This is a genomic window from Shewanella sp. DW31, assembly GCF_015767295.1.
GTDB classification, from domain to species: Bacteria; Pseudomonadota; Gammaproteobacteria; order Enterobacterales; family Shewanellaceae; genus Shewanella; species Shewanella oncorhynchi.
The window spans coordinates 241,469-267,653 of the sequence record NZ_JADWMP020000001.1 but is presented as its reverse complement, the minus strand read 5'-3'; the positions used below and the strand labels follow the sequence as shown (position 1 = coordinate 267,653).

Genomic DNA, 26,185 nt, shown 5'->3' with positions numbered 1-26,185 from the left:
GTGGGTAACAACAAACCATAACAATATGCCGTACAATTTATTTGTCGTCGCGATTTTACCAAGGCATCAGAGCGTTCGATGGCGCAGAGTTGTATCCCTGTTGAGGCTTAAAACCTAAGCCTTGCAATCGTATCGAGTCAGTCGTGATGTCTTGAACTTTAGCGTTTGTGCTTATGTTCAAAAAGCTTCATTGCGGTGTTTAGTGGACAGATAATTTTCGAGTAGAATCTAGGGCCTTAATTGTGGTTTTAATTTTACAAAGGGATTTATAATGCATACTGCAGATGATTTTATTGAACATTTAGCGCTAGAGCAGCATGTTGAAGGCGGTTATTACCGCTCATCCTATCGTTCAGAAACGGCATTTGATCAGACTCGGGCATTATGGAGCAGTATCTATTTTTTGCTGCGTACGGGAGAGGTTTCCCATTTCCATCGTCTGACAGCTGATGAAATGTGGTATTTCCATGCGGGGCAATCACTGACGATTTACATGATTGATCCTGATGGGGTGCTAACGACGGCGCAATTAGGGCTTAATTTAGCTGCGGGCGAGCGGCCACAGTTTTTAGTCCCTAAGGGCTGTGTCTTTGGTTCAGCCATCAATCAAGATGGTTTTTCATTAGTGGGCTGCATGGTATCGCCCGGTTTTACCTTTGATGATTTTGAGCTGTTTAGCCAACAAACTTTGTTAGCTCAATATCCACAGCATAGTGACATCATCCAACGTCTGAGCCGTTAGGGAAGCGCCAAAGTCAGTTAAATTTAGCTAGTTGATTTGTTAAATGGTAACTTGGTTGACATTGCCTCATTCGGCTAAACCAAGGTCGCTCTGAGTCATTAAATTTGACTCAATAGTAAGATATCCCCGCGACAAGGCTTGTCTATTGGCGTTTAACCACGTAAAACATGCTTTTTGGCGTACCTCTATGTACCAAGTGTTATGGAGTAATTGAATTTGGAACACTTAGTGTGGGAGCTCGATCCTGTATTAATCTCGTTTATGGGACTAAAAATACATTGGTATGGAGTCCTGTTTGCTGTTGCTATTACTGCTGGTTTTCAGGTGATGAAGCGGATTTATATCAAGGAAAATCTCGATCTTGAGTCCCTTGATAATTTACTGATTTATTGTGTGGTTGGCATTATTGTGGGTGCGCGTTTGGCCCATTGTATGTTCTACGATCCGACTTATTACTTTGCTCATCCGCTTAAGATCTTGGCGATTTGGGAAGGCGGACTCGCCAGCCACGGTGGTGGTTTAGGCGCGATTCTGGCCTTGTATTATTACCAACGTAAAGTGAAGCTACCATTTCTGTTTTTGTTGGACAGACTCGCGATCGCCACCGCCATTTTTGGCTTTTTTGTGCGTATGGCAAACTTCGCCAACTCAGAAATTTTAGGCGATCCTACGACTCAACCTTGGGGCATTATATTTGCCCGTGTCGACATGTTGCCAAGACATCCAGCACAGCTCTATGAGGCTTTCGCTTATTTAGCTATCTTTATTGGTCTGTATGCTTTGTATCAATACACGCAGATTAAACAAAGACATGGGGCTATTTTCGGCCTGTTTCTGGTATCGGTGTTTAGTGCGCGAATTGCGATTGAGTCGATTAAAGTTAGCCAAGCGGCTTACTCTGAAACTTTCTTAAGTGCGGGACAACTTCTGAGCTTACCGTTTTTAGCCGTAGGTATAGTTTTGTTGTTCTTGGCGTATCGAAAGAAAACCGTTTAAATCTGAATATCAAACGGTTAAAAAAGGCTTTCTATCTAGATAGAAAGCCTTTTTTATGAATGAATTAATCATCAAGGATGACGTTAGGCTGTCTTCACTATATTAGTCACCTGCACCATGGCATCCCGAGCGGAACGGCTCACGCCCGAGAGTTGGAAGAAGCCATGGATGACGCCAAGATAACGACGGCAGTGGGCATTGACGCCAGCCTCTAATAGATTCTTAAATAGCTGTTCACCTTCATCGACGAGTGGATCGAATTCGGCGGTGATGATATGGGTTTCGGGTAAGCCTGCTAAGTCATCACGGCGTAGTGGACTGGCTTCGGCATCGGTTCTGGGGTGCCAATCTAAATACAGATCGAAACCTGTTAGCAAGGTGTCGCGGGTGATGATGTATTTCTCGCCATTGTCGCTATAGCTTTGGCTCTTCGCGGTGGCATCGAGCATAGGATAGATAAGCACTTGTTTCTGTGGCAACCATTGCCCTTTGGCTTTTAAACGCAGGCAAGTGACTAGGGCTAAATGGCCGCCGGCGCTGTCGCCCATTAGGGTGATCTTAGTGTTATCACCGCCCCATTGGTGACAATGTTGATAGATGACTTCTGCGGCATGGCAGGCATCGTCGTGGGCAGCGGGATAAACATGTTCTGGGGCGAGGCGATAGCGAACGGCGATCACCAGTGCGCCAGAATCATTGGCGAGTTTTCGCAGTTGTTGATTATGGGTTTCAACGCCGCCACTGACAAAACAGCCACCATGGTAGTAAATGACGATAGGTAAATTGTTTGCCGCCGAGGGTTTGAACAGAGTTAATTCTGCGCCATCGATGGAAATAGATCTAACCTCGAACACCTCTTCAGGCTCACCCGCGAGTACAGTGCTGGCAATATAACCTTGTCTACGTTGCTCAATACTTTGCTCTCGCACCGATGGGCAGCCCGCCGCGATAAACTCGCTAACCAATTGTTTAATTCCCTCTTCTAAATAGAGTTGGCTCATTTAATACTCCCTCAATTTTTAGTGCGCTCGGCTGTTCTGCAATGGGCTGAGTTTATCGGCAGCTTAATTGAATTGGTAGCCTAGATTCACACTCAGCCATGAGCTCTATCATGATTGCGGAAATTAACTTTGGTATTAACTTAGTAATGAATACGGTTGCAGTCGGCATCTTTTTCACTATTACAGATTGAGTTGTAGGGTGTCTTGTAAGAAAATTACCAACTTAATTGACTGTCAGGCTTAATGCGCTTAAATGTCCGCCTGATTGTGCGTTCGATAGCACTTTGATGTCTATTTGTGAAAGTGGGTTTCAGTCTCTTGGCTAAAATATAGGTTGCCAAGATGCTGTTTGAGCGACACATTGAGCCAGCGATCACACTCGTTATTCGTTCTCTATTTGCAGGAATCTTTCGTGGCCAAAGCACCCAAAACATTGCAACAGCGCATGGGCATAGTTGCCCTGACGTGGCCGATTTTTATCGAGACCTTGCTGCAATCTCTGCTTGGGATCAGCGATATCTTTATGCTGAGCCATTATTCCGATAATGCGGTTGCCGCAGTGGGACTCACGACTCAGCTGATGTTCTTCATGATGGTCATGTCCATGATGGTGAGTACGGGCGCGAGTATTTTGATTAGCCAAAGCAATGGGGCAGGCCAACCGCAGCAGGCTGTCGATATCGGGGTGGCGAGTGTCGTATTGAGTTTGGTATTAGCCTTGGTCATGGGTGCATCTATGTTCTTTGGTGCTAAGGGCATTATCGGCTTATTTGCACTTGAGCACGATGTGGCTGGTTTTGGATATGACTATTTGGTGATTTGCGGCAGCTTGAGCATAGGGCTAGTGATGAACATTGCCTTCGCCGCTATTTTGCGTAGTTACGGTTTTACCCGCTCGGCCATGTTAGTGACCTCGAGCACGGGCTTAATGAACGTGATCGGTAATTATATTGCCCTGTATTCACCCTTTGGTTTACCTGTTTATGGGGTAACAGGAGTGGCGATATCGACAGTGACCAGCCAGATCATCGGTGCGTTTATCATGCTGATGGTGATCCGGCATAAGCAAATCCCGCTGCCACTGCAACGACTTAAGCTTTTACCGCGTAGCACTTATTGGAGTGTGATGCGTATTGGCCTGCTCAATGCTGGCGAGATGCTGTCTTACAATGTGGCTCAGATGACCATCATCTACTTTATCAGCCAGATGGGCACTTTATCGCTCACGGCCTACACCTATGGCTTGAACATTAGCCGTTTTATCTATTGTTTTGCAGTCGCACTCGGGCAGGCGACGCAAATCCAGACTGGATATTATGTGGGTAAACAATGGTTCGATGAAATCACCACTCGGGTGCAGCGTTACTGTTTGGTGGGCTTTGTCGCTTCACTGACCATAGTATTAGTCTTCTACTGGCAGCGATTCGTTATTGTCGGCTGGTTGAGTGAAAACGAAGAAGTTATCCAACTGACGGCGTTATTACTGGCAGGTTCAATCGCGCTCGAAACGGGGCGGGTGTTTAATCTGGTGATTATCTCGGCGCTCAAGGGCGCGGGTGATGTGGCATTCCCCGTGCGTATAGGTCTTTTTAGCATGTGGGGTATTGGGGTATTTTTTGCTTGGTTCTTTGGCTTGCGTTTAGGTTATGGCGTGTTGGCTGCTTGGCTTGCCGTTGCGGCAGATGAGTGGGTGCGTGGATTGATTATGGTGCAGCGTTGGCGCTCGGGTCGCTGGCAGCGTTTTACGCGTATTCCGCCAGTAACCCCAGCTTAAACTGTTCTGATATCAAAAGGTCAACGCTTATTGGTTGCCCCATTTGCCCGATTTCAGTAGTTCATTTTTAAATTGTAGATACCTTGGGTGCCCTTCATCGGTTTCGATTTCCATAGTGCTATAAGGGGCAAAAATAGCCCCAGGAATTTGGCATCCTCTAGTAAGAACGTCTTCTAATGAGGGCATAAAACATTCTTTAATCGGGTCAAAATGGATTTTATAACTGGCATAGCCGCGCTCAACAAATCTATCGGTTATGGTTTTGAATAGCTGTCCAAAAGGCGTGTCGAGCGTCTCTGGCGTGGAGTAATAAAAGCCTTGTCCGTACCAGTAGAGTAATAAGGCGGTACCTGCGTCGCAGAGTGGATGTTCAATAATCGCCCTGACCATGTTTGGGTCATGATCGTCCCAATTCAAGTTCCCCGCGACAAAATGCAATTCCTCCATACTTTGTAAGTCACTGATACAGGTGATTTGCGTCGCTGCTTTGCCAAAGTAGGCGCTGTATTCATGTAAAGCGTCATAATCGGGATCGGCGAGTAATTTGGCGAGTAGTTGTTGATTGGCAATACAGCCTAATTCTGCGCATTCATAGGCGCGAATAAATTGTTCTTGTGAGAGTAATTTAGCCAAGGGAATCCTTTCTTTTTATAGAAAACACAGTTTATAAAAAAGACAGTGTCAGCCTTGCGTAGCAAAAGGCTGACATGGCAGAAAGGGAGCGTAAAACGTTACGCTTGCTGTTGCAGTAGGGTACGGCACAGCTTAATAAAGTCCGATGAAGTGACGATACCGAGTACCTTTTTATCGACATCGACGACGGGCAAGCAGCCGAGTTTGTTTTCAATAAAATATTCCACCACCACAGTTAAGGGCTCGTCGGCGGTAAGATGCTGAAAGTCTTGGTCCATCACGGTTGTGATTGGCGTGTATCGCTCTTTACGTTCGAGTGCGCCTTGGCCGTATTTGTTTAGCATAGACATCACGCTGGCGATCATTTTTTTATGGGTGAGTACGCCAACGAGGGTGCCATCAATTTCAGAAATCACGGGTAAGTGGCGTACGCCACGGGTTTGCATCAGATGGTGGGCATCTTTCAAACTGGCGCCATCGCTGATGCAGATGACTTGATCACTCATAATATCGCTGACTTTCATTATATAAATTCCTTTTCTTGCCATTCTCTGGCGTGCATTTCACACGCTGCGTTAGCCTGCACCGATGTTAGCAGCTTCTCTGTAACCTACGCCAGTCCTGCACAAATAAAGTACGCTATCCAGTATAAGTGTTTGAATTGATAGATATCATAAAAGGCTGACAAAGATGTCACAAATATGTAACAGTGATATCTCACAATCGTGGTCTTATTAGACCTCATACCAGTGAAGCCTTTTCTAACAAGGAATAATAATGAATCGTACCGTAACTCGTCGTGATTTTTTGGCTATGTCGGCCAAAGGTGTTGGTGTTGCTGTGATCTCTTACGGCTTGATGGGCTGTAGTGATAGTAATGATGATAATTCTGTACCCGCTCAATTTTTACATGGAATTGCCAGTGGCGATCCGGCAGTCGATGCCGTGATCCTCTGGACCCGTGTCACGCCTGAGTCTGAGGGCGATGTAAAAGTGAGTTGGCAAGTGGCAAGTGATTCGGCCTTTAGTCAATTAGTGACCACAGGTGAGACTGTCACTAATGCGAGCCGTGACTACACGGTTAAGATTGATGCCCGTGGTTTACGTGCCGGGCAAACCTACTTTTATCGCTTTATGACGGGTGATAAAACCTCTGTTGTGGGTAAAACCCGCACTCTGCCTGAGGGTGACGTAAGCTCAGTCAAATTAGCCGTGATGTCCTGTGCTAACTTTCCTGCCGGTTATTTTAACGTCTATGAGTTAGCGGCGGCGCAGGATGATTTAGATGCTGTGGTGCATTTAGGCGATTACATCTATGAATATGCCCGCGGTGGTTATGCCAGTGAGCATGCTGCCGAATTGGGGCGTGAAGTGTTACCCGCCAATGAGTTGCTGACGTTGAGTGATTACCGCACTCGCCATGGTCAGTACCATACCGATGCGAGTCTGCAAAAGTTACACGCGAAAGTGCCTTTTATCACAGTGTGGGATGATCATGAAGTGGCCAATGATACTTGGCGTGATAGTGCCGAGAATCACAACGAAGGCGAAGGGGATTTTGCCGTTCGTAAAGAAGCGGCACTACAAGCTTATTTCGAGTGGTTACCGATTCGCCCATGGCGTGAAGGGAACCATGAAGAGATTTACCGCAGCTTCAGTTACGGCAATCTCGTCGATCTGCATATGTTGGATACTCGCGTATTAGCCCGTGATAAACAGCTCGATTATGCCGATTATATGGATCCTACCACGGGTTCGTTTGCGGGAGAGCGTTTCCTTGCCGATGTCACTTCGACCACTCGCACTATGCTGGGGCTGACGCAATTATTATGGCTGCAGGGCACATTGCTACAGTCGACAGGCAAGTGGCAAGTACTGGGACAGCAGGTATTAATGGGTAAGATGTCATTGCCTGCGGCGATTGCCACTCAGCAGATGAGCATTCCTCAATTTGCCATGTTAGGGGCTTTAGCTAAGTTAGCGGCCCGTGCGGCGGCAAATGATCCCACGCTTACTGCCCAAGAGCTGCAATATCTTCAAGCCAATCAAGCCTTACTCACGCCAGAAGTTATCGGACTGCTGCAATTACCTGCCATTCCATACAACTTAGATGCTTGGGATGGTTATGCCTATGAGCGTGAAGTGATTTTAGGTACGGCTAAATCGAAAAATCTCAACCTAGTTGTGATCGCGGGTGACACCCATAATGCATGGGCAAACGAGCTTAAAGACGTGCAAGGCGATACAGTGGGTGTTGAGTTTGCGACTAGCTCAGTATCATCGCCAGGCCTTGAATATTACTTGAATCTGCCAGCGGAACAGATCCCCGCGACCGAGGCGGCAATCGTCGAGTTAGTGCCAGATCTTAAGTACGCTAACTTAAAAGACCGAGGCTTTATGACGCTCACCTTTACCGCTGATGAGGTGCGCAGCGACTGGCATTATGTGGATACCATTTTGTCGAAGGATTTCCAAGTCGCAACGGCCCGTGGTTATAGTGCTAAGACAAAAGTAGGCGAGCATGTGATTACGCCTATCGTTTAATGCGGTATTGTTCGCTTGTTTATCGGCCACCTTAGGGTGGCCTTTTTGTTGCTTTTGGCTTTAAAAGGCAAAATAAATGTCTGTTGTCACGCAAGTTCTTACTATTACTGCAGCACATCGCATTTTTTTGGTATAAAATTCGCTCCCAAAATTCGGCGGCTGCCTACACTTGCTAAGGCAAAGCTGTTCTAGTGTTTTGGGAACCTTTACCCGCCGAACAGACCTTACAGGGGTCATAAGCTTTAACGACCTAAGAATAAAATCAATGTGATGGGGACTGTGTCATGTCAGAAAAGTATTTTGTTACCGCGCAGCAATTGCTGGAAGATTCATTTTTATTAGCTTCGCAAGTGTATGAGAGTGGCTTTCGTCCGCAATTTATCGTGGGTATTTGGCGTGGCGGTGCTCCAATCGGGATCGCGGTACAGGAGTTTTTCGATTTTAAACAAGTTGAAACTGATCACATTGCCGTGCGTACCTCTTCTTATTATGGGATTGGCACCGACAAACAAAGCAAAGAAATCAAAGTTCATGGCCTGCATTACATCGTTGAAAATGCGAACGCGAGTGACGGTTTGTTGATTGTGGATGACGTGTTTGACTCTGGCCGTAGTATTCATGCATTAAAAGAAAAACTCAGCCAACTGATGCGCCTAAATATGCCAACCGATATCCGTATCGCTTGCCCTTATTACAAGCCAAAAAATACCGCAGTGCCTTTAAAACCCGACTATTACATTCATGCCTCTGAAGACTGGTTAGTTTTCCCGCACGAAGTCACAGGTTTAACGCCTGAAGAAATTGCCGAAGGTAAGGGCGATTTAAAGAATATTCAGCACCTGTTTAAATAGCTTGCTCGCGGCGAGACAAAGACTATTTTCGCAATAAAAAAACGCGTTAACGATGAATCGTTAACGCATTTTTTTTTCTGTTTTAAAACTTATAAATCCATACAGTTAGCATAGTAAGTCACTGTGGCGGGCCAGTCGGAGAACACTCCAATCACGCCAACATCTTTCGCCAGTACATCAAGTAATTCAAAGGTATCGCCTTCGTTATCTATCGCTTCGGTAATGCTTTGATAGTAAAAGCCGCCGCCATTTTTTAATAAACCAGATCGCTCCAGCGACCAAGTGATGATCTTAAGCCCTGCGCCTTTGGCGGCCTTAGCGTATTCCGAAGGAATGATCTTTTTGTCCGCATCTAAGGCGACTAATACCCAGAGTGGCGGCGCAATAATTTCGACGCCTTGGGTCTTTAAATCCGCCATTGATGGCGACCAAGTGGCAGAGTTCTGCGGATCAAAGGCGCTGTTATAATCGTATCTGTCATCGAGAAACACAGCTTGCTTCGCAAATTCAGGTGCGTTGGCGACCCAATATTTGATGTCATCCAAAATAAATGACTGGGGGAATACTTGCGAAACATCGACGCCCGCCGCCGTGTATTCATCCAACATTTTTTGCGCGTAATCCTGCTGAGTAAAACCATCGAAGGGCATAGATACGCTGGCGGCTTTTAGCTCAGGCGTCATCTTCACACCGGCTTTTTTAAACATTTCAATACTTTCAGCGTGGGTCATCAAGGTGCCATTGCCAGCATAAAGATCGGTGCGCCAGCTTGGGGTACCATTGATGAATTCGGCCGCAGTGGTCGCTTTCGGATTGTTGCCTTCCATCTTACCCTTGAGAGTTTTAAATTCGGCGAGGGTGATATCGCTAGTGCAACAGGTTGCCGATGCGCTGACGCCATTGGCGGCATCAGCAGGAGTGAATGGGCTCGAACATTTATTGGCAAGTTCGGGTATGGCTAAAATGTTGGTCGTGCTAGCAAGATCGCACTGTGAGTGGCGGCAAACTAAAGCTTTATCGGCGGTGAATGTGACATCACATTCGACTATGCCTGCGCCCGAATCGATAGCCGCTTGGTAGGATTCCTTTGTATGCTCAGGGAATTTCATTGGCGCGCCACGGTGACCTATGGAAAATTCGCTGCGATAAAAATTGTCAGTGGTGCATTGTTCTAAGCGGGTTTTAAGTGTGCTGTCTTGCATCTGACGTACGAGGAATAAGGGTCTTTCTCCCACTTGAGCTGGAACGGGTTTGCTGGTGGATGGCGTGACTGCGGCGTTATCATCGTCATTATTGCAACCGGCTAATAAAGCGCTCGTGGCAATTAACAGGCCGAGTGAGAGCGACGAAATAGGGTGTAGTTTCATCAGATTTACCTATGAGTAATGATGTAAATTATTAATATTAATCAGAAACTCTAAAGTGTTAATGTGACTGAAAAAGCCTATTTGTATGACATAAACAAGAATATATACCGTTTGCACGACGATTATCTAAGGCACGCTAGCTTGCGATAAACTGCCTTAGACAGAGGGCGGTCGGGATATATGCACAGTGTTGCTTTAGATGTGAGCATTGACTCCACTGAGCGAGTCGATGAAACTGGCATGAATATTTTCATCTGGGCGATCTTTCTGGGCCGAAATCAAGTACACTGCGCTCCTTTTGTTTTATGATGAGCGTTTGGTTCGCTTGATAAGACAAACGTGACAAGCATCATTTAGGAAATAGAGCAGAATGAGCAAGGGCAAAAAATACGATTTTCGCGTGACACAGGGCGACAACGGTTGGAAAACTGAAATCACTCGTCGCATGACATCAACTAAAACAGTTGTGTCTAAGAGCCACGATGGCTTTGCGACTGAAGCCGAAGCGCAAGCTTGGGGCTTAACTGAATTACAAGTGTTTTTAGGCACGTTAACTGAGCGCAATAAACGTCGCTCAGAGAAACAAGCTAAAGCAAAATTAGCCGCAGCATTAGCGGCTGAAGCGGCTACTGATGCCGAAGATCTTGATGAAGATGATTTCGACGAAGAGTAACACTCATTCGTTTAACCTTGTCTTATCAAGCCAGTGTGATCGTAAGGGAGCGTTCAAAGCGTTCTGAAACGTCACTCTGGCGATGAACAGCAAAAGGCAGATCTTAAGATCTGCCTTTTGTGTTTTTGTCGCTCGCGAAACTGTGCATATCAATTCATTTCATCCTATTTCCTCGTTTATCTTCATACACACTGTTCGGCTGGACTGATCTGTTGATGCTGTCATTAGCATGTTTTTATCGTATTTAGCCGAGATTACGTACTCTATACCATTAATAATTAACGATAACTATTATCATTTGATTTACTTAGATGCTGCTCTGTGCTCATATGTAAGTAATTCGAACGCACGTTTAACTTTATCAAGGTAAGGGAACTCCTATGAAACTACTTCAATCCAGTTTATTGCTGTGTTTGTCGGCTTCGGCAACCCTGAGTTATGGCCAAGCCTTAGATGGAGAGGCGTTACGCTTACTACAAGCGTCGCTAAAGGATTCGACTTTGGATGCACAAGCTCAGTTAACCAATACAAAGCGGGCATTGGCGTTAGATTTAAGCCATCAATATGCGCAGCTCGCGCCTATCTTACAGACTGAAATAAACCAGTATCAGTTGGCAGTAAATGCCGATGACATTCTGTCTCAGCATAGGCTCAATGATAATGTGATCACCAAAGCCGATGCATCAATTCGCCGAGTGAAGGGCTTAAGTGCCAAAGCGGATTCTCTGGTGCAAGTGCGTCTAGCGGATGAAGCCATGCTGACCTCATGGCAGCAAGGTGAGTCTCCTTTATTTGCCTATGAGCCCGATGGTGACGAGCGTCAGTGGGATTACATTGAAGCCTTTGATATTCATGGGCAAGTGCATCAATTAGACGTGTATAACCTACCTCAACAGCCGGTATTTGTGGTCGGTATCGATAGTAAAAAAGCCTTTGTGGCTGGCTTAGAGGTGATGCGGGCGACATTTGCCGAGGCGCAGTCAGCGAAAAAAGAGGGCGCACTACTGAGCCGTGCGCAAACACAGGCGGTGGCAGACAAGCCGATTTCAACCACAGTGATCAAACAGATATCCTTGAAGGATGACCATGAGCCGTGGATTTCTGGTCGTGCCGAAATTTACGGCATAGTGACTGGGGTTGATCCAAGCCGTGAAGAGCCTGTGCTCGATATCGTCGAAATGCCCTATTTAGATTATGCGGATACGACCTATTATCCGAATCAAATCATCATACATTGGGAGCGTTATCGTTGTGCGGCTGCGGACATGATCTTAATGGAGCATGACGATGGTACTAACTATAAAGTGTTGGCCACTAAGCTGTTGGAAGCGGCGGAGCAGATCTTAAAGTCGATCCCCGATCCTGAAGCTCAGGGTTATGCGCTGATCCCGCAAATCACCAATGGTATTTTAAGTGTAATGCCGGATGCTTGGTTCACCAATGACGATGACTTTGTCGATGTGTATTACACCTTACAGGAAGGGGTTGAATATCCTAACTTGAACGGAGTTAACGGTAATGCGATGACGAGCTTTGCGCCATTAGTCATCCAACCAAGACCATGATGGATTAGTGCGGCTAAATGCAATGGCTGAAATGTAAAAGCGGATCCTAAGATCCGCTTTTTATTGGCTAACTTAAGGTGAGGCTAAGCCATTCCTTTAAGCTTTTAACTTGAAACTGCCTTGCATAATCGCCCAGTGACCTGGGAAGCTGCAGAAGAATTGGTAGGCTTCGGTGGCGCTCATACCGGCAGTGCTAAAGGTGATCGACGTTGATTCGCCACCGCCCACTAAATCTGTGTGTGCGATAACGCGCGTATCACCGGCTTTGACATAGGCTGCATCAGGACCGGCACTCATGCCTTCAGTTGCTACTGCTGACATATCGGCTGCCTTAGTTAATACCCAGTTATGGCCCATGGCTGCTTTTGGCAAGGTGCCTGAGTGGGTTAAGGTTAAGGTCACTTCTTTACAGCTTGCAGGTACAGACAGCTCTTTAGTGTCAAATTGCATTGCATCAGTGGCGGCAATTTTCAGTTCACATTCGTTGGCACTCGCTTGGCTAGCGAATAATAATCCTAGGCCGATTAGGCTAGTGCTGGTCACGTTACGTAAAGCTGTGCTTTTTGCTTTCATCTGGTACTTCCTTATTTGAACAAGGGTAGCCGAGCCGTTTTGACTCGGACATGCACCTGCCAGCATAAGCAATCTTCATTAAATGGGAATGAAATCAGCGTGTAAATTATGTATATGCAACTTTAGGTTGAAAGCTTGCATCGTTATTGGCGGCAAAATTGTTAGCGGTAAACATAGGTGAGTACTTAGCTTTAGTGAACTAAGTACTCAGGAATTATTATTTATGTGTTTGATTTATAAATGATAATTTATTGATTCTAACGCAGGGCGTCTAATTCAGAACGTCTTACGTTTTAGTACGAAAGCTCCTGTCGATAGGGAATCGCACGTTGCGCACCAGGGCGAGTGACAGTAATGGCACTGGCTGCATTGGCAAATCCAACGGCTGCAGCAATTGACATGCCCTCGCTTAAGCCCACAACTAAGGCGCCATTGAAGGTATCTCCTGCGGCGACAGTGTCTATGGCCTGCACTTCAAACGCAGGTATTAGCCCATTAAAACCTGGGCTGCTGATAAATGCGCCACGGCTACCTAAGGTAATGACCACAATCTTTACTCCCTGCTGGTGGAGAAGTTGCGCTGCCATGTGTGCATCATCAATATGGTTGATCTCAACTCCCGTTAAGGCTTCTGCTTCGGTTTCATTGGGGGTAATAATATCTACCCACTTGAGTACATCTTGGCCAAGTGCCGTCGCTGGAGCAGGATTTAGTACAGTCGTCACGCCAAGATTCTTGGCTATTTGCAGCGCCTTTGCCACTGTGGCAGCGGGCGTTTCCAATTGTGTTAACAAGTACTCCGCATTAGCAAACAGGGCGTAATGAGCTTCTAAGTCATCGGGTGAAAGGCTGGCGTTGGCACCTGCGGCAACGCCAATCGTATTCTCACCGTTATCACCGATAAAAATCATGGCAGTGCCTGTGCTCAGTCCGGCTATTTGGCGGATCCCTTCCACACTGATGCCATCTCTCATCCAGCTTTGACGCATATTATCGCCGATACTGTCTTGGCCGAGATGGCAGATAAAATCAGTGCGTGAACCTGATTTGGCTAAGCGTGCGCAGGCGACGGCTTGATTGGCCCCTTTGCCGCCCTGTTCGAGGCGGTAATCTCGGCTCATTAAGGTTTGCCCTGCAGCGGGCAGGTACTCAAATTTCATCACATGGTCGGCATTTGCACTGCCGATAACGAGTATCTGGCTCATAGAAGACTCACTGTTATTTTTATCTGCGATTGAGATAAGTTGCATCATAGATACGTAAACTGTCTACCAGTAAATCGACAAAGCCTTGCCTATCGATCCCAAACAGCACAGTCGCATTGGCGGCTTTACCTGTGAGCTGATAGCGATCGACCACTGTCATGCCTAAGGTCAACTCACTTTGGGTTTCAATACTTACCCAGCAATCTTGCGCCTCAAATAGCTCAGGTTTAAGCAACCAAGCGATAGTGCAGGGGTCGTGCAATGGCGCACCAATAAAGCCCCATTTAGGATCTCTGTGGTAAATCATAAAGAAATCCAATAATTCGGCGACGCACTGAGCAATTGGATTCTGAATCGCGCGAATGCGTTCTATGTCTTCATCCATGATTTGCGCCTGATGAGTCACATCGAGCCCACACATAGTGATGGGAATACCGGATTTAAAGACGATATCGGCAGCTTCCGGGTCGACAAAAATATTAAACTCGGCGGCTGGTGTCCAATTGCCGACACCGGCTGCACCGCCCATTAGCACTATGCGTTCGATCTTGGCGTGTAATTCGCGGTGGCTGGCGAGCAAAAGCGCGATATTGGTGAGTGGTCCTGTGGGAATTAAGGTTACTGGCTGATGACTTTGGCGAATTTGCTGCGCCATTAATTCAACTGCGGTAATGGCTTGAGGACTAAAACTTGGATTAGGCAATGCAGGGCCGTCGAGTCCGGTTTCACCATGGACATTGTCGGCAATGATTAATTCGCGAGCTAATGGCTTGACTGCACCGCCAGCGACAGGAATATCACTGCGATTTAATAAGGTTAAGATCCGCAGGGCATTATTGAGCGTTTTATCCGGCGTTTGGTTACCGGCGCTGGTGGTGACGGCCAGTGGAACCAGCTCTGGATGGGCGAGAGCTAAAATGAGCGCAATAGCGTCGTCATGGCCGGGATCGCAATCCAGAATAATAGGGCGAGTCATACTGTTACTCCTTTAAACAGCGGTGATGGGGGCTTAGAATAGCATGTTCAAGCGGGGGGGCGATGAGTGTGATGGTGTCTTTACAGTAAACTGTGAGCTTTTTCTGATTTTTATCAATAAGCTGCTAAAATTGCGCCCCGCTGTAGGCACAAACAAAATTCATTTAATGCTTAAGCATCATGGAATGATAAGGACGTTTTGGCGTGTTGATTAATCGCAGTAAGTTAACCTCTAGCGCACCCGAGCGAGGTTGGGGGGGGCTCGAAGTACTCTTGTTTACCTTACCTCCCATTTTAATCTTGAGTCTTGCGGCCTTTTTTATCACTGAAGGATGGCAAAAGTGGTATTTGGTCAATCAGCTTGAAGTGCGTGGCGATGTTGCCATTGGCCGGGTGATTGAAACTGAGTATCGGAGTGAACGAGGTTCGAACGGCATTTCTCGCCAAAGATTGGTTTGCTTAGTGGAATATCACACCGCCGAGGGCGAGGTGATTCGTCAGTGGGGGCTTGATGGTGTTGATTGCCGTGCGACTTATCAATTAGCTCCGCCGCAGGGTGATACGCCGTGGGCATTAGGGCCCCATTATGCGCAAAGTGCTGTGAGCTACCTTCCTGATGCACCAACCCGTGCAAGTGCAGACCTTAAATTAACCCGCGATCTCGCCAAGTGGGACTTTGCCTTTGGTACTGCAAGCTTATTATTGGGTTTGCTGGTGGGCTATTTCTGTTCGACTCCTTTAAGAATTTGCTGGGCTGAGTCTCGTTATATCCCAATACTCAAGCGTTTAGGGGATCAGCAAGATTACGTTGGAATTATCAATTTGCTTGAAACCTACAGGCGCCACCCAGCCGCTAATATTCTGGTATGGGAAGCGGCCGACCATATTGGCCATTGCCCTGAGTTATACCCAAGTTTTGTTGCCTTATTTGCCCAAATGCAATCTGCACCAAGCAAAAAACAGCTGGAATCGATAGATGAAACTATTGTGATGATTAGCTTTTGTCGCTTGATTTCATTAGGGTTTCACGACTTAGCGCTCGCGATGTTAGCCCGTTGCAATCAAGCCTTAACAGCAAGAACCTTGGCAACCTTTGTGCTGATGACTCGCACTGCGCAGCTCCCTTTTGCACTGACATTATCGGCAGAAAAGCTCAAGGCATTGGAGGCACTTTGTTATGCCAAGGAGCTCAGTTTTGGCTTGGAGGATGAAAAAAAATGCAGTGTCGACCTTGCAGCCCGTATCGAATATTTACTTTGGTTAGTTAAATGGGTGCTCGATGATACGCGTAGCGCGCCGGAGCCAAGTGTTAGCCCTGTGCAAGCGGTGATTTTAGCGGCATTTGGCCAGACGATGGCGCTTCAAACCCTCAGCCTTGATAGCGCGCAGACCACTGATAAACATGCACAAGCACTATTGTCTCGGTTAGATATGAATCATGGTTTTCAGCGCGCATTGAGGCCGATAATCGAGTCATTATCGGATAAAGTAGCGCAACATATTCAGCAACTCACGTTTTCAGCAACGACAAGGAAATAAGTTATGCAGTCTTATTCAATTCCTCGCCCTTTGGCATTCGTGTCAGTTTTAATCGCCCTGCAATTAACGGCTTGTAGTCAGCCGAAACCCTTAACCGTGTTCGAAAATGATAAGGAATCCTTATTGCAGTTTGATAACGGCAAATTGCTCCAACTTAAGGAAAATCCGAGTCCACAGTATCGCCATATTCCCTGTGATTTATCCGCAGTCGAGACTGTAGTCACCAACAGTTCGGCCTTTGCGGCGTTAACACAATCTGGTGAGGTGATCACTTGGGGCGACAGTTATGCTGGTGGTGATAGCCGGGAAGTAACGGAGCAGCTTAAGCAAGTTAAGCAAATCGTCCCAGTTAAGGACGGGTTTGCCGCGCTACGTCAAGATGGCACTGTGGTGTACTGGGGCAATGCGGGGAAATATAGCCTCGACAAAGCCCTGCAAAACCGCATGACCAATATTACCAAGTTGTTCGCTAATCAAGAGGCCATTGCGGCCCTTGATGCCAATGGCAAGGTACACACTTGGGGTTATGGCCCCTACGGCGGCAGTAGCTTACATGTGCAGGATCAATTAGTTGATGTTGTCGATATCTTTGCCAGAGGTCGCAGTTTTGTCGCCCTCAAAAAAGAGGGCAGTGCTGTGATTTGGGGGCAGGTTGAAGAGTCGACCAATATGAAAAAGTTACTCCCGCAGCTTACGGAGGTAGCGAAGATCGAATATTTTCAACACACCTATGCCGCCTTGAAAAAGGACGGCACTGTGGTGAGTTGGGGCTGGCGCAGTGATGCTTACTCGATCCGCAGCGCCTTAAAGGATGTGGCGAGTATGACGGCAAACAATTGTGCCTTTGCGATTTTAAGCCCTACGGGGGATGCGCATTTTTGGGGCGACGGGATTAACTGTGGTGTCGATTGGATTAAAAAAACCAATATCACAGGGGTAAAAGAGATTATCAGCATTGGCTCAGGCTTTTTATTACTGCGGGATAAGGCCGTGCCGCAAATAGTGGCCGACGATACTGATTACGCTCATATGTTTGGGTTTCACTATGCCCAAGAGATTCTTGATAAATATTGGCAGGAAGGCAGCGTCATTACTCGAGGGCCTGCCTCCTTTGTGTTTACGCGTCCCGATGGCAAAGTGGTGCCTGTTGGTTATCGCGCCAACCGTGAAAATGTGGAGAAGTTGATTGCACGTATTCCACGTCTCACTTGGTTAGATGGCGCAAATGACGGTTATGTTGGCATCAGTGAAAAGGGGGAGCTGGTCTCTTGGTCGATGAATTTACCCATGTTCGACAAGTCGCCAGTGCAACCTGCTGACTCGTTAGTGATTAAACCGCTGGATTTTACCCCCGTTGCCCAATGCGAAACCCCTGAGCAGCGTCAGGCGATTTTGAGCAAAGACAGACCAAAACCTGCGGCAAAAAACTGGGATGGTGTTTTCTAGCTCATGTGAGTTTTCTCGCTCACTTGAGATTAATGGACTTTCATCCGTATAGACGTCTATAATGCGCGCGCTCAGGTCTGATATGCCCTGAGCCTTGTTGGGCGTTAACAGATTGTACGCCCTTTGAACCTAATTTTGAGTCAACCTTCTGTGGTGCTTACGATGATAGTGTCGTGAGATAATCGGGAAGCCAGTGAAATTCTGGCACTGCCCCCGCAACGGTAAAAGGTGAGAGAAGACCGCGTTTGATTGGTGTGTTCAAGACTGAACCCGAAAGTCAGAATGTGAAAGGTCAGTCTCGCGTTAATCTAACTTTAATGGATTAACATAGCCTAAGTCCGGAGACCGGCCCTAAAGGTGTTTTTGAGATTTCGGTGGGCAGATCTCAAAATGCGATAATCACCGTCAGTATTTACGACTGAATTAACGGTATCGTGGCGTCAATGCCCCGTTTTCCTTGCAGGAGTTAAAGGTAAAATGGGAACAAATCCAACAAAAATCGCGCTACTGATCGGCAGCCTATGCAGTTTTTCAATTATCGCACCCGTTATGGCGGCTGACGATACCAGCACAGCTAAAGTTGACGAGCATCTTGTCGTGATCGGCCGCTCTGATAAGACCCCGTTAAATATTGCCGCCAATGTGAATGTGATTGATGCCGCTGCGATAGAAATGAGTGGCGCGACTAATTTGACCGACGTCTTACGTGGTCAAAGCGGTATTCAAATTTCGGATAACAATATTGGCACTAGCTTTGCGATGCGCGGTTTTAGCGCCAGCACTGCCGTTAATAACACGCTGATTTTACTTGATGGTCGTCGTCTCAATAATATCGATATCGCCGCACCTAGCCTTAATGCCATTCCGCTTAATCAAGTGGATCGTATTGAAATTTTATCGGGTAGTGCAGGTGTACTTTATGGCGATCAAGCCGTGGGCGGGGTGATTAATATTGTCACTAAGTCCCCTGAAAATACTGGCGGCAGCGTGCAGTTATCTGGCGGTAGCTTTGATACCTATGAAGGTCGTGGTGATGTGTCTGGCGCGATCAACAAAGATTGGCGTTACTTTTTCACCGGTAGTTACAACCAAGGTGACAACTATCGCCAGCATAATGCCAACGAAACCGGCTCTATTCTTGGCCGCATTCAATATAAAACAGCCACAGACTCGTTCTTTGTTGAAACCAGCTACTACGATAACGATCGTGAAAATCCGGGCTCGCTTACTGAAAAGCAATTTAAAGACGATCCCCGTGCTTCATCAAATAAGGTAGAGTATGCCCACGAGATGACCACTGCGGCGCGAACGGGTTACCAGCATCAGCTTAATCAAAACTGGGCGCTGGCGGCGGATTTAGATTACAGCGATACCTTGGTGTCTTCTCTTAATTGGGGGGCGAACAGCCATAACACACGCTCACTGTTAATGTTTAGCCCTAAAGCGTTAGCGAATTACAGTACGCGTCAAGGCGAGCTAAACCTAGTCACAGGTTTAGACATCAGCCGTGGCAAGGCTGATTTTGACACTATGGCGCGCAGTAATGTGCAGCAAATGCAAAGCGCCTATCTACAAGCTACAGTGCCTTTAAGCCATACTTTAAGTTACGTTGTGGGTGGACGATATGCGCGGGTGACCGATGAGTTAGTCGATGGCAATGTTTATCCTAATGGCATGGATTTAGACGAAAATGCCCACGCATTCGAACTGGGTTTAAATTACCGCCCAACTGCGGAGCACAGACTCTATGTGCGCGCTGATGATAACTTCCGTTTTGCCAAAGTGGATGAGCAAGCTTATACATCGCCGGGCGTATTTGGCTTAAAGCCGCAAACAGGCCGTTCCTATGAGGCGGGTTGGGATTGGGCTGTCGCTAGTCAAACCCTGCGAGTCAGCCTATATCGTCTCGATTTAGAGGATGAAATTGTTTATGACTCGAGTGCAGTTAAACCCATAGGTGGAAATTTCAACGGTGCAAACGTTAATGCCGACGCTTCTCGTCGTTATGGCGCGGGTGCCGATTGGGATTGGCAGATCACTAAAGCGCTGCAGCTAGGGCTGGAATATAACTATACCGACGCCGAATTTACCGATGGTGCTAACGATGGCAAAGAGCTTTCTTGGGTGGCAAAACACACTGGACGCGGTTATGTCAGCATGGATTTTGCTGAGCATTTCCAAGTATTTGCCGAAGCTATCTACACGGGGGATCGTTTTATCGAAGGCGATAACGCTAATCAAGGTGATAAGCTAGCAAGTTACGTGCTTGGTAATTTAGCCTTGAATTATAATCGTGATGCTTGGCTTGCCAGTCTGCGTATCGATAATGTATTCGATAAAGATTATGTCAGTGCAGGTTATTACGGTGGCGATTGGGGGGATAGTTACTATTCTGGTCGAGGCCGTGATATTCGTTTCACTGTGGGCTACCGCTTCTAAATATTAATGAGCTATTTAATAACAAAGCCAGACTCAGTCTGGCTTTTTATTTTTTACGCTGAGTTCAAAGAATAAATCTTAAAATAGGTATAGTCTTGAATATCGTTTTAGTAGAGTGGTTTAATTGTCGTTATCTATAGTGTTAGCGGGCAGTCATTACTAAATAGGAGTAATTTATATTTTACTCTGCTGTTTATGGCTGAAATTCTTAGTATTTTAGGTATGATGTGAGCTGTAACCGAATCATCTTATTGTTAATAAACAGGTGTAAAGTGTCTTATGACTGATCTTGAGCAACAGGTTTTTACTCAAGTTAGAGCTATCATAGCGAACGAAGAGCAAGTGATTGGCCGCCGAGGGATTCTAATTCCACTCAAAAAAGCGATCCTTGCTGAAGGCGACATTCGTAATGTGATTGACATTATCTCGAGCGATCCCGCATTGGCAGCGCACATGCTTATGCGCAGTAATTCCGCACAGGCTGCTGTAGTGGAAAATCACAAAACTCGCTCGTTGAAAGAAGCTTTGATCCGCTTAGGTCAAGTTAATATCTATCGCTACGCCTTTACGTTCTATTTAAAAGAACGCCTCGATGAACTGCCACAGCCCTATAAAAAGTTGGTCCAAGGTTATTGGAAGCTGACTGAAGATATTGCAACGGATGCGGTAGATAGCTTAGCGGATATGGAAGGTGTGGAGGTTGATGCTGACGAAGTACAAACCTTAGCTCTATTCAGTGTGTTCGGCCAAATTATCGCACTGACCGCATTTGCCTATTTAAATGCTAATGCCGAACAGTCATTTCCTTTAAGTGTGATTAAGTCATTGATTGATAATCAACAACAGACCTTAACCATCGAAGCGTTCGAGGCGTTAGATCTCGATCAGGATCTGCGTCAAGAATTTATGATCGCCCATAATTTGCGTCAGACCCGTAATCCTAATTCATCAGGGTTGATACTGCGCCGTGTCTTGTCTATGCGTGGATTGTTGATGAATCCGCTGTAATTTGTCGATGCTATGAAATAGTCATTTGACTCAATAAAAAGCCTGCATTCGCAGGCTTTTTACTCTATGTCACCCGCATTAATTCGTCTTCTGCTGGCGGGATAAACCTTCCCTCGCCACCAGTTGTAACCAATTTTGGATCAATGCAGAGTTAGCACTGTGGCGGCGATAGGCACCAAATAGCGGTCGTTTTAGACCTTCTTGGCCGAGTTTCACCGTAGCGAGACTCAGTCCATGTCCTTCATTAATCGACCAACTTGGCAGTGCGGCTATGCCGTCTTTACAGGCGATGCGTTGCAATAACATCATGGTTAAATCACAGGTTTTTTGCTCGCCCGCCTCTATGCCCGCAGGTTCTAAAAAGTGGCGATAAATGTCTAAACGCGTCAATGGCACTGGATAACTGATAATAGGCAAGTGTGCTAATTGCTTAGGGGTGACATAGGCTTCTTTTGCTAGAGGATGATCTTTTGCAACCACTAACTTCACTTCAAAATCAAATAAATGCTGGTAGGCGAGTGAATGCCCAGGCACAGGATCTGAGGTTAATACAATATCCAGTTCACCCATTTCTAAGGCATTGAGCGAGTCGAACAAGTGGCGGCTCGACAAGTCTAACTCGGCAGTTGGATGATCTTGCCTAAATTGCTCCATTACAGGCATTAACCAGCGAAAACAGCTATGACACTCAATGCCGACACGCAACTGATTAGTTTCGGTTTCCAGCCCATTCTTCAAATCTGTCTCGGTTTCTAACACCTTAGGCAAAATCTCTTCGGCCAGATGCAGCAGGCGTGCACCTTCTTGGGTGAATGACAGTGGCTTACTCTTACGCACAAAAATGGGCGAGTTAATCCTTTGCTCCAACTCCTTAATCTGGTGGGAGAGGGCGGATTGAGTGACAAAACGTTTTTTGGCTGCGCCCGCCAAACTGCCGCTTTCTTTCAGGGCCATTAAGGTTCGCAGGTGTCTTAGTTCGATCATGTTCACTCCAAGTGAATTTCGCTCATGTTGTGCTTGAAATCAATTCGGTTGCTGGAATAGAGACTAACACAATAAACTTCTAGACGTCCAGACGCCCATTGTTATTTATCAAGGCTGAAGTGCTGAAAAGTGCTAAGAGAAAACAATCTGGTGGGTGCAAGTGCCGAATGTGGCTTATCTCAAATAAAGGAAGATAGAGTATGCAATTAAATAGTCTTGGGTTTCCCCGTATTGGGCGTCGTCGTGAATTGAAATTTGCCTTAGAAAAATACTGGCGTGGTGAGAGCACTCAGGCGGAATTACGTGAAGTGGCGAGTGAACTTCGCCGCACCCATTGGCAGTGGCAAGCTGCTGCTGGCATTGAGCAAGTTCCCGTAGGTGATTTTGCCTTTTATGATCAAGTGCTGACCTTAAGCGCGACTTTAAATGCCATTCCTGATCGTCATCGTGGTGAAGGGGCAATCGATCTCGATACTTTATTCCGTGTTGCCCGCGGCAGAGCGCCAACGGGCCAAGATGCGCCAGCCTCTGAAATGACCAAGTATTTCAATACTAACTATCACTATCTGGTACCTGAGCTCAGCCAAAACCAAGAGTTTTCGATTGCCTATGAGCAGTTTTTTGATGAAGTCAGCGAAGCGCAAGCACTAGGCTATAAAGCCAAACCTGTGCTACTCGGTCCTGTTAGCTACTTGTACCTAGCTAAAACTGTGGGCCAAGAGTTTGATAAGTTAAGCTTATTACCCAATTTATTAACTGCTTATGCTGACATTTTGGCGCGTTTTGCTGCTCAGGGAGTGCAATGGGTACAGCTCGATGAGCCCATTCTCGCATTGGAATTGGATGGCGAATGGCAAGCGGCGATCACTGAGGCGTATCAAGCCCTCAGCATTACGAAGGTGAAGATCCTTCTTACCAGTTATTACGGCGGTATCGCACACCATCAAGCGCTGGTATCGGCCTTGCCGGTCGCGGGTTTGCATGTCGATTTAGTCACAGCGCCGGATCAATTGGCAGTCTTTGCCAATGCGCTTGGTCAAGATCAAATTTTGTCGGTGGGTGTGGTCAATGGCCGCAACGTGTGGGCGGCAGAGGCGGATTTAATTGCCGAACGCATAGGCGCGGTTGCCCGTGATCTCGGAGATCGCTTGTGGATCGGTACTTCTTGCTCACTCCTGCACAGCCCTGTGGATTTAGAGGTGGAAGCCACACTTGAGCCTGCGCTGCGTCAACAACTCGCGTTTGCGAAGCAAAAATTACTCGAACTGGCCAATGTGCGCCAATTGCTACTGGCACCTGAATCGGCCGCGGTAAAAGAGATTGTGCAAACCTGTTTGGCACGCCGTGAGGCGAAAGCGCAGGCTGCCGACAGTCAAGTGATTGCCCGCGTTGCCGCGTTGACATCTGCCGATTATGAGCGCGTCAGTGATTTCACCGTACGCCAAGCAGTGCAGCAGCAGAAATACCGTTTACCTCTGTTGCCGACCACCACCATTGGCTCCTTCCCACAAACACCAGCAATCCGTGGACTACGCAGTCGTTGGCGCAAGGGCGATCTGAGTGATGCACAATATACAGAGCAATTGCAGCAAGTCACCCGCGATACTATCGACCGCCAGCTTAAACTCGGTATCGATGTACTGGTTCATGGTGAGGCCGAGCGCAACGATATGGTGGAATACTTTGGTGAGCAGCTTGCGGGCGTTGGCTTTACCAAAAATGGTTGGGTGCAAAGTTATGGTTCACGCTGTGTTAAGCCACCGTTGATCTATGGTGATGTTAGTCGTCCAAAGGCGATGACGGTTGATTGGGCCGAGTTTGCCCAAAGTCTCACCGACAAGCCTGTAAAAGGCATGCTGACTGGCCCTGTGACGATTCTGCATTGGTCATTCGCCCGTGAAGATATCGGCCGCGATGTGATTGCGACTCAGCTGGCGCTGGCGATTCGTGATGAAGTGGTGGACTTACAAAATGCCGGTATTGGCATTATACAAATCGATGAGCCCGCCTTCCGTGAAGGTCTGCCATTAAAACAAAGTGAGTGGCAAACCTATTTAGATTGGGCGGTTAATGCCTTTAAACTCAGCGCTGCTGGCGTGACTGATGAGACTCAAATCCACACCCACATGTGTTACAGCGAGTTTAACGACACGATTGCTGCGATTGCCGCCATGGATGCCGATGTGATCACTATCGAGACTTCGCGTTCACGGATGGAGTTACTCAATGCCTTCGAAGATTTTGAATATCCAAATGAAATTGGCCCCGGTGTGTATGACATTCATTCGCCAAACACCCCAAGTGTGGAGGCCATGGTGCACTTAATCGAGAAAGCGGCGCAAAAAGTGCCCGTACGTCAGCTGTGGGTCAACCCAGATTGTGGCCTAAAAACCCGTACTTGGGATGAAGTTGAACCCGCACTGAAAAACATGGTCGATGCTACCCGTGAACTACGTCGCCGCCTTGGTTAATATTATGCTTGAGTGAAATATTTTTTTACTGAGTTTATTGAGTTAGTAACAGCGGATGCTTATGCATCCGTTGTTGTTTATTGCTTGCCGGCTAACTTAAGCATCTCGCGGTAAGCCTTTTTCGATAATGCGCACCATGCGCTCAGTTTTGCGGCGGGCTTTTTGTTGTTCAGTTGCAGCGCTTTCAGCAAGGCGCGATTGCTGGGCATTAAGCGCCCATTCAATATGCTCACGCACTATCCCATCGATATCTTCGCTGTGATTGCGGGCGTTAAGTGCGGCAATAATGCTTGTGCTTGCGGGAGCGTTACCCAGTGCTACTGCAATATTACGTAGCCAACGTTTATGCCCAATGCGGCGAATGGCGCTGCCTTCAGTTTGTTTAAGAAACTCGGCCTCGCTCCAAGCAAAAAGGCTGAGAAGGTCAGGCTGCTTTAACTGCGGACGAATATGAAAGTCAGTTTCTTCAGTCAGCGGCGCTTGGCGATTGATGGGACACGCGAGTTGGCAATCATCGCAGCCATAGATGCGATTGCCCATGAGTGGCCTAAATTCTTCAGGAATAGCGCCCTGCAGTTCAATGGTGAGATAGGAAATACAGCGTCTGCCATCGACCACATAAGGTTCTACGATTGCACCCGTTGGGCAGGAGGTGATGCAGGCGACACAAGTGTTACATCCTTCTTGAATGGGAATATCCACAGGTAGAGGCAAATTGATCAGTAGCTCACCTAAAAAGAACCAACTGCCAGCCTCATGGTTGAGTATGAGTGAGTGTTTACCTGTCCAGCCTATACCGGCTTTTTCGGCTAGGGGGCGCTCAAGTACAGGGGCTGAGTCAACAAAGGGGCGAAAGTCAGCAGCATCGAAACCGAGAGAAACTAACTCTGCACTGATTTGATCTCCCAGCTTTTTAAGTCGAGCGCGGATCAACTTGTGATAGTCGCGACCTCCGGCATAACGGGAAATATAACCTAAGTTGGGATCGGTGAGATTCGTTGCAAAGCCAGCTTCGGGTGGTAAATAGTCCATCCGTACGGAGATCACCCGCACTGTGCCCGGATGCAGTTCTTGCGGGCGAGCGCGCATCATGCCATGGGTAGCCATATAGGCCATTTCGCCATGAAAACCTTTGTCTAGCCATGCTTGGAGTTTGGCTTCTTCAGCGGTTAAATCCGTATCGCAAATGCCAACCTGCGCAAATCCGAGTGCTTTTCCCCACGTTTTAATTTGCAGAGCGAGCCGCGACAGCATGCTGGCATAGGATTGGCTTGGGGTTTGATTGGCTAAAGTTGACATGAATTGATGGCAGCGAGGCTCTTGGCTAGGTGGCAATATGATAGCAGTTTTCACTTATTGAGGACGAGTTTACTCAGAAGGGGGCGTGAGGCGATATTTT

General features: G+C 47.1%; 21 protein-coding genes and 1 riboswitch. Of the genes, 12 read left to right on the top strand and 9 right to left on the bottom strand.

Features of this window, described 5'->3' with window-relative positions; translation table 11 throughout:
• Positions 1 to 271: 271 nt before the first annotated feature.
• Positions 272 to 742 (top strand): cupin domain-containing protein, encoded by a 471-nt coding sequence (locus GWI56_RS01090; protein ID WP_198571899.1) that lies wholly within the window; start codon positions 272 to 274, stop codon positions 740 to 742.
• Positions 743 to 958: 216 nt separating this feature from the next.
• The gene (lgt, locus tag GWI56_RS01085) at positions 959 to 1,738 is read left to right on the top strand and encodes a prolipoprotein diacylglyceryl transferase (RefSeq protein ID WP_131523760.1); all 780 of its coding nucleotides are present in this window, start codon (positions 959 to 961) and stop codon (positions 1,736 to 1,738) included.
• A gap of 83 nt (positions 1,739 to 1,821) precedes the next feature.
• Here lgt and GWI56_RS01080 read toward each other — a convergent pair whose 3' ends face one another.
• Positions 1,822 to 2,739 (bottom strand): alpha/beta hydrolase, encoded by a 918-nt coding sequence (locus GWI56_RS01080; protein WP_198571898.1) that lies wholly within the window; start codon positions 2,737 to 2,739, stop codon positions 1,822 to 1,824.
• 412 nt (positions 2,740 to 3,151) lie between these two features.
• Between GWI56_RS01080 and GWI56_RS01075 the strand changes: the two genes are divergently transcribed.
• Complete coding sequence (locus GWI56_RS01075; protein WP_198571897.1) at positions 3,152 to 4,513, top strand: MATE family efflux transporter; 1,362 nt, start codon at positions 3,152 to 3,154, stop codon at positions 4,511 to 4,513.
• A 27-nt stretch (positions 4,514 to 4,540) separates the two neighbouring features.
• Here GWI56_RS01075 and GWI56_RS01070 read toward each other — a convergent pair whose 3' ends face one another.
• Both GWI56_RS01070 and GWI56_RS01065 read right to left on the bottom strand, forming a co-directional pair.
• Positions 4,541 to 5,146 carry a DUF4274 domain-containing protein gene (locus GWI56_RS01070; protein WP_198571896.1) on the bottom strand — a complete coding sequence of 202 codons (606 nt, stop codon included), beginning with the start codon at positions 5,144 to 5,146 and terminating at the stop codon, positions 4,541 to 4,543.
• Positions 5,147 to 5,244: 98 nt separating this feature from the next.
• Entirely contained in the window at positions 5,245 to 5,670 is a 426-nt protein-coding gene (locus GWI56_RS01065; RefSeq protein ID WP_198571895.1) for a CBS domain-containing protein, read from the bottom strand.
• Between the two features lie 253 nt (positions 5,671 to 5,923).
• Here GWI56_RS01065 and GWI56_RS01060 point away from each other — a divergent pair, with 253 nt between their 5' ends.
• Together GWI56_RS01060 and GWI56_RS01055 are read left to right on the top strand one after the other, a co-directional pair.
• The gene (locus GWI56_RS01060; protein ID WP_198571894.1) at positions 5,924 to 7,690 is read left to right on the top strand and encodes an alkaline phosphatase D family protein; all 1,767 of its coding nucleotides are present in this window, start codon (positions 5,924 to 5,926) and stop codon (positions 7,688 to 7,690) included.
• Between the two features lie 284 nt (positions 7,691 to 7,974).
• Positions 7,975 to 8,541: a phosphoribosyltransferase family protein gene (locus tag GWI56_RS01055; protein WP_028759331.1), complete on the top strand. Its 567-nt coding sequence runs from the start codon at positions 7,975 to 7,977 to the stop codon at positions 8,539 to 8,541.
• Between the two features lie 89 nt (positions 8,542 to 8,630).
• Here the strand turns inward: GWI56_RS01055 and GWI56_RS01050 are convergent, their stop codons facing one another.
• The gene (locus GWI56_RS01050) at positions 8,631 to 9,908 is read right to left on the bottom strand and encodes a glycerophosphodiester phosphodiesterase family protein (protein WP_198571893.1); all 1,278 of its coding nucleotides are present in this window, start codon (positions 9,906 to 9,908) and stop codon (positions 8,631 to 8,633) included.
• 370 nt (positions 9,909 to 10,278) lie between these two features.
• On the opposite strand from GWI56_RS01050, the gene GWI56_RS01045 reads away from it, so the two are divergent.
• Together GWI56_RS01045 and GWI56_RS01040 are read left to right on the top strand one after the other, a co-directional pair.
• Positions 10,279 to 10,581 carry a DUF3622 domain-containing protein gene (locus tag GWI56_RS01045; protein WP_105250177.1) on the top strand — a complete coding sequence of 101 codons (303 nt, stop codon included), beginning with the start codon at positions 10,279 to 10,281 and terminating at the stop codon, positions 10,579 to 10,581.
• Positions 10,582 to 10,961: 380 nt separating this feature from the next.
• Positions 10,962 to 12,146 (top strand): DUF3103 domain-containing protein, encoded by a 1,185-nt coding sequence (locus GWI56_RS01040; RefSeq protein ID WP_198571892.1) that lies wholly within the window; start codon positions 10,962 to 10,964, stop codon positions 12,144 to 12,146.
• A gap of 96 nt (positions 12,147 to 12,242) precedes the next feature.
• Here the strand turns inward: GWI56_RS01040 and azu are convergent, their stop codons facing one another.
• From azu to rihA, 3 genes are all read right to left on the bottom strand, one after another.
• Complete coding sequence (gene azu, locus GWI56_RS01035) at positions 12,243 to 12,719, bottom strand: azurin (protein ID WP_028759449.1); 477 nt, start codon at positions 12,717 to 12,719, stop codon at positions 12,243 to 12,245.
• 293 nt (positions 12,720 to 13,012) lie between these two features.
• A complete protein-coding gene (gene rbsK, locus GWI56_RS01030) occupies positions 13,013 to 13,924 on the bottom strand; it encodes a ribokinase (RefSeq protein ID WP_198571891.1) in 912 nt (303 codons plus the stop codon).
• Between the two features lie 19 nt (positions 13,925 to 13,943).
• Positions 13,944 to 14,900: a pyrimidine-specific ribonucleoside hydrolase RihA gene (gene rihA / locus GWI56_RS01025; RefSeq protein ID WP_198571890.1), complete on the bottom strand. Its 957-nt coding sequence runs from the start codon at positions 14,898 to 14,900 to the stop codon at positions 13,944 to 13,946.
• 203 nt (positions 14,901 to 15,103) lie between these two features.
• On the opposite strand from rihA, the gene GWI56_RS01020 reads away from it, so the two are divergent.
• The 4 genes from GWI56_RS01020 to GWI56_RS01005 all read left to right on the top strand — a co-directional run bounded on the left by GWI56_RS01020 (position 15,104) and on the right by GWI56_RS01005 (position 21,331).
• Positions 15,104 to 16,438, top strand: a complete 1,335-nt coding sequence (locus GWI56_RS01020) for a hypothetical protein (RefSeq protein WP_198571889.1) — start codon at positions 15,104 to 15,106, stop codon at positions 16,436 to 16,438.
• 3 nt (positions 16,439 to 16,441) lie between these two features.
• Entirely contained in the window at positions 16,442 to 17,884 is a 1,443-nt protein-coding gene (locus GWI56_RS01015; RefSeq protein ID WP_198571888.1) for a hypothetical protein, read from the top strand.
• A gap of 134 nt (positions 17,885 to 18,018) precedes the next feature.
• Positions 18,019 to 18,253, top strand: a riboswitch (cobalamin riboswitch).
• Positions 18,254 to 18,361: 108 nt separating this feature from the next.
• Positions 18,362 to 20,323 carry a TonB-dependent receptor gene (locus tag GWI56_RS01010; protein ID WP_198571887.1) on the top strand — a complete coding sequence of 654 codons (1,962 nt, stop codon included), beginning with the start codon at positions 18,362 to 18,364 and terminating at the stop codon, positions 20,321 to 20,323.
• A gap of 279 nt (positions 20,324 to 20,602) precedes the next feature.
• A complete protein-coding gene (locus GWI56_RS01005) occupies positions 20,603 to 21,331 on the top strand; it encodes an HDOD domain-containing protein (protein ID WP_105250172.1) in 729 nt (242 codons plus the stop codon).
• A 78-nt stretch (positions 21,332 to 21,409) separates the two neighbouring features.
• Here the strand turns inward: GWI56_RS01005 and GWI56_RS01000 are convergent, their stop codons facing one another.
• On the bottom strand, positions 21,410 to 22,315 hold the full coding sequence (locus GWI56_RS01000) for a LysR family transcriptional regulator (protein WP_028761667.1): 906 nt from the start codon (positions 22,313 to 22,315) through the stop codon (positions 21,410 to 21,412).
• A 200-nt stretch (positions 22,316 to 22,515) separates the two neighbouring features.
• Between GWI56_RS01000 and metE the strand changes: the two genes are divergently transcribed.
• Complete coding sequence (gene metE, locus GWI56_RS00995; protein ID WP_198571886.1) at positions 22,516 to 24,786, top strand: 5-methyltetrahydropteroyltriglutamate--homocysteine S-methyltransferase; 2,271 nt, start codon at positions 22,516 to 22,518, stop codon at positions 24,784 to 24,786.
• Positions 24,787 to 24,882: 96 nt separating this feature from the next.
• On the opposite strand, the gene queG is transcribed toward metE, so the two are convergent.
• A complete protein-coding gene (gene queG / locus GWI56_RS00990; protein ID WP_198571885.1) occupies positions 24,883 to 26,085 on the bottom strand; it encodes a tRNA epoxyqueuosine(34) reductase QueG in 1,203 nt (400 codons plus the stop codon).
• Positions 26,086 to 26,185: the final 100 nt, after the last annotated feature.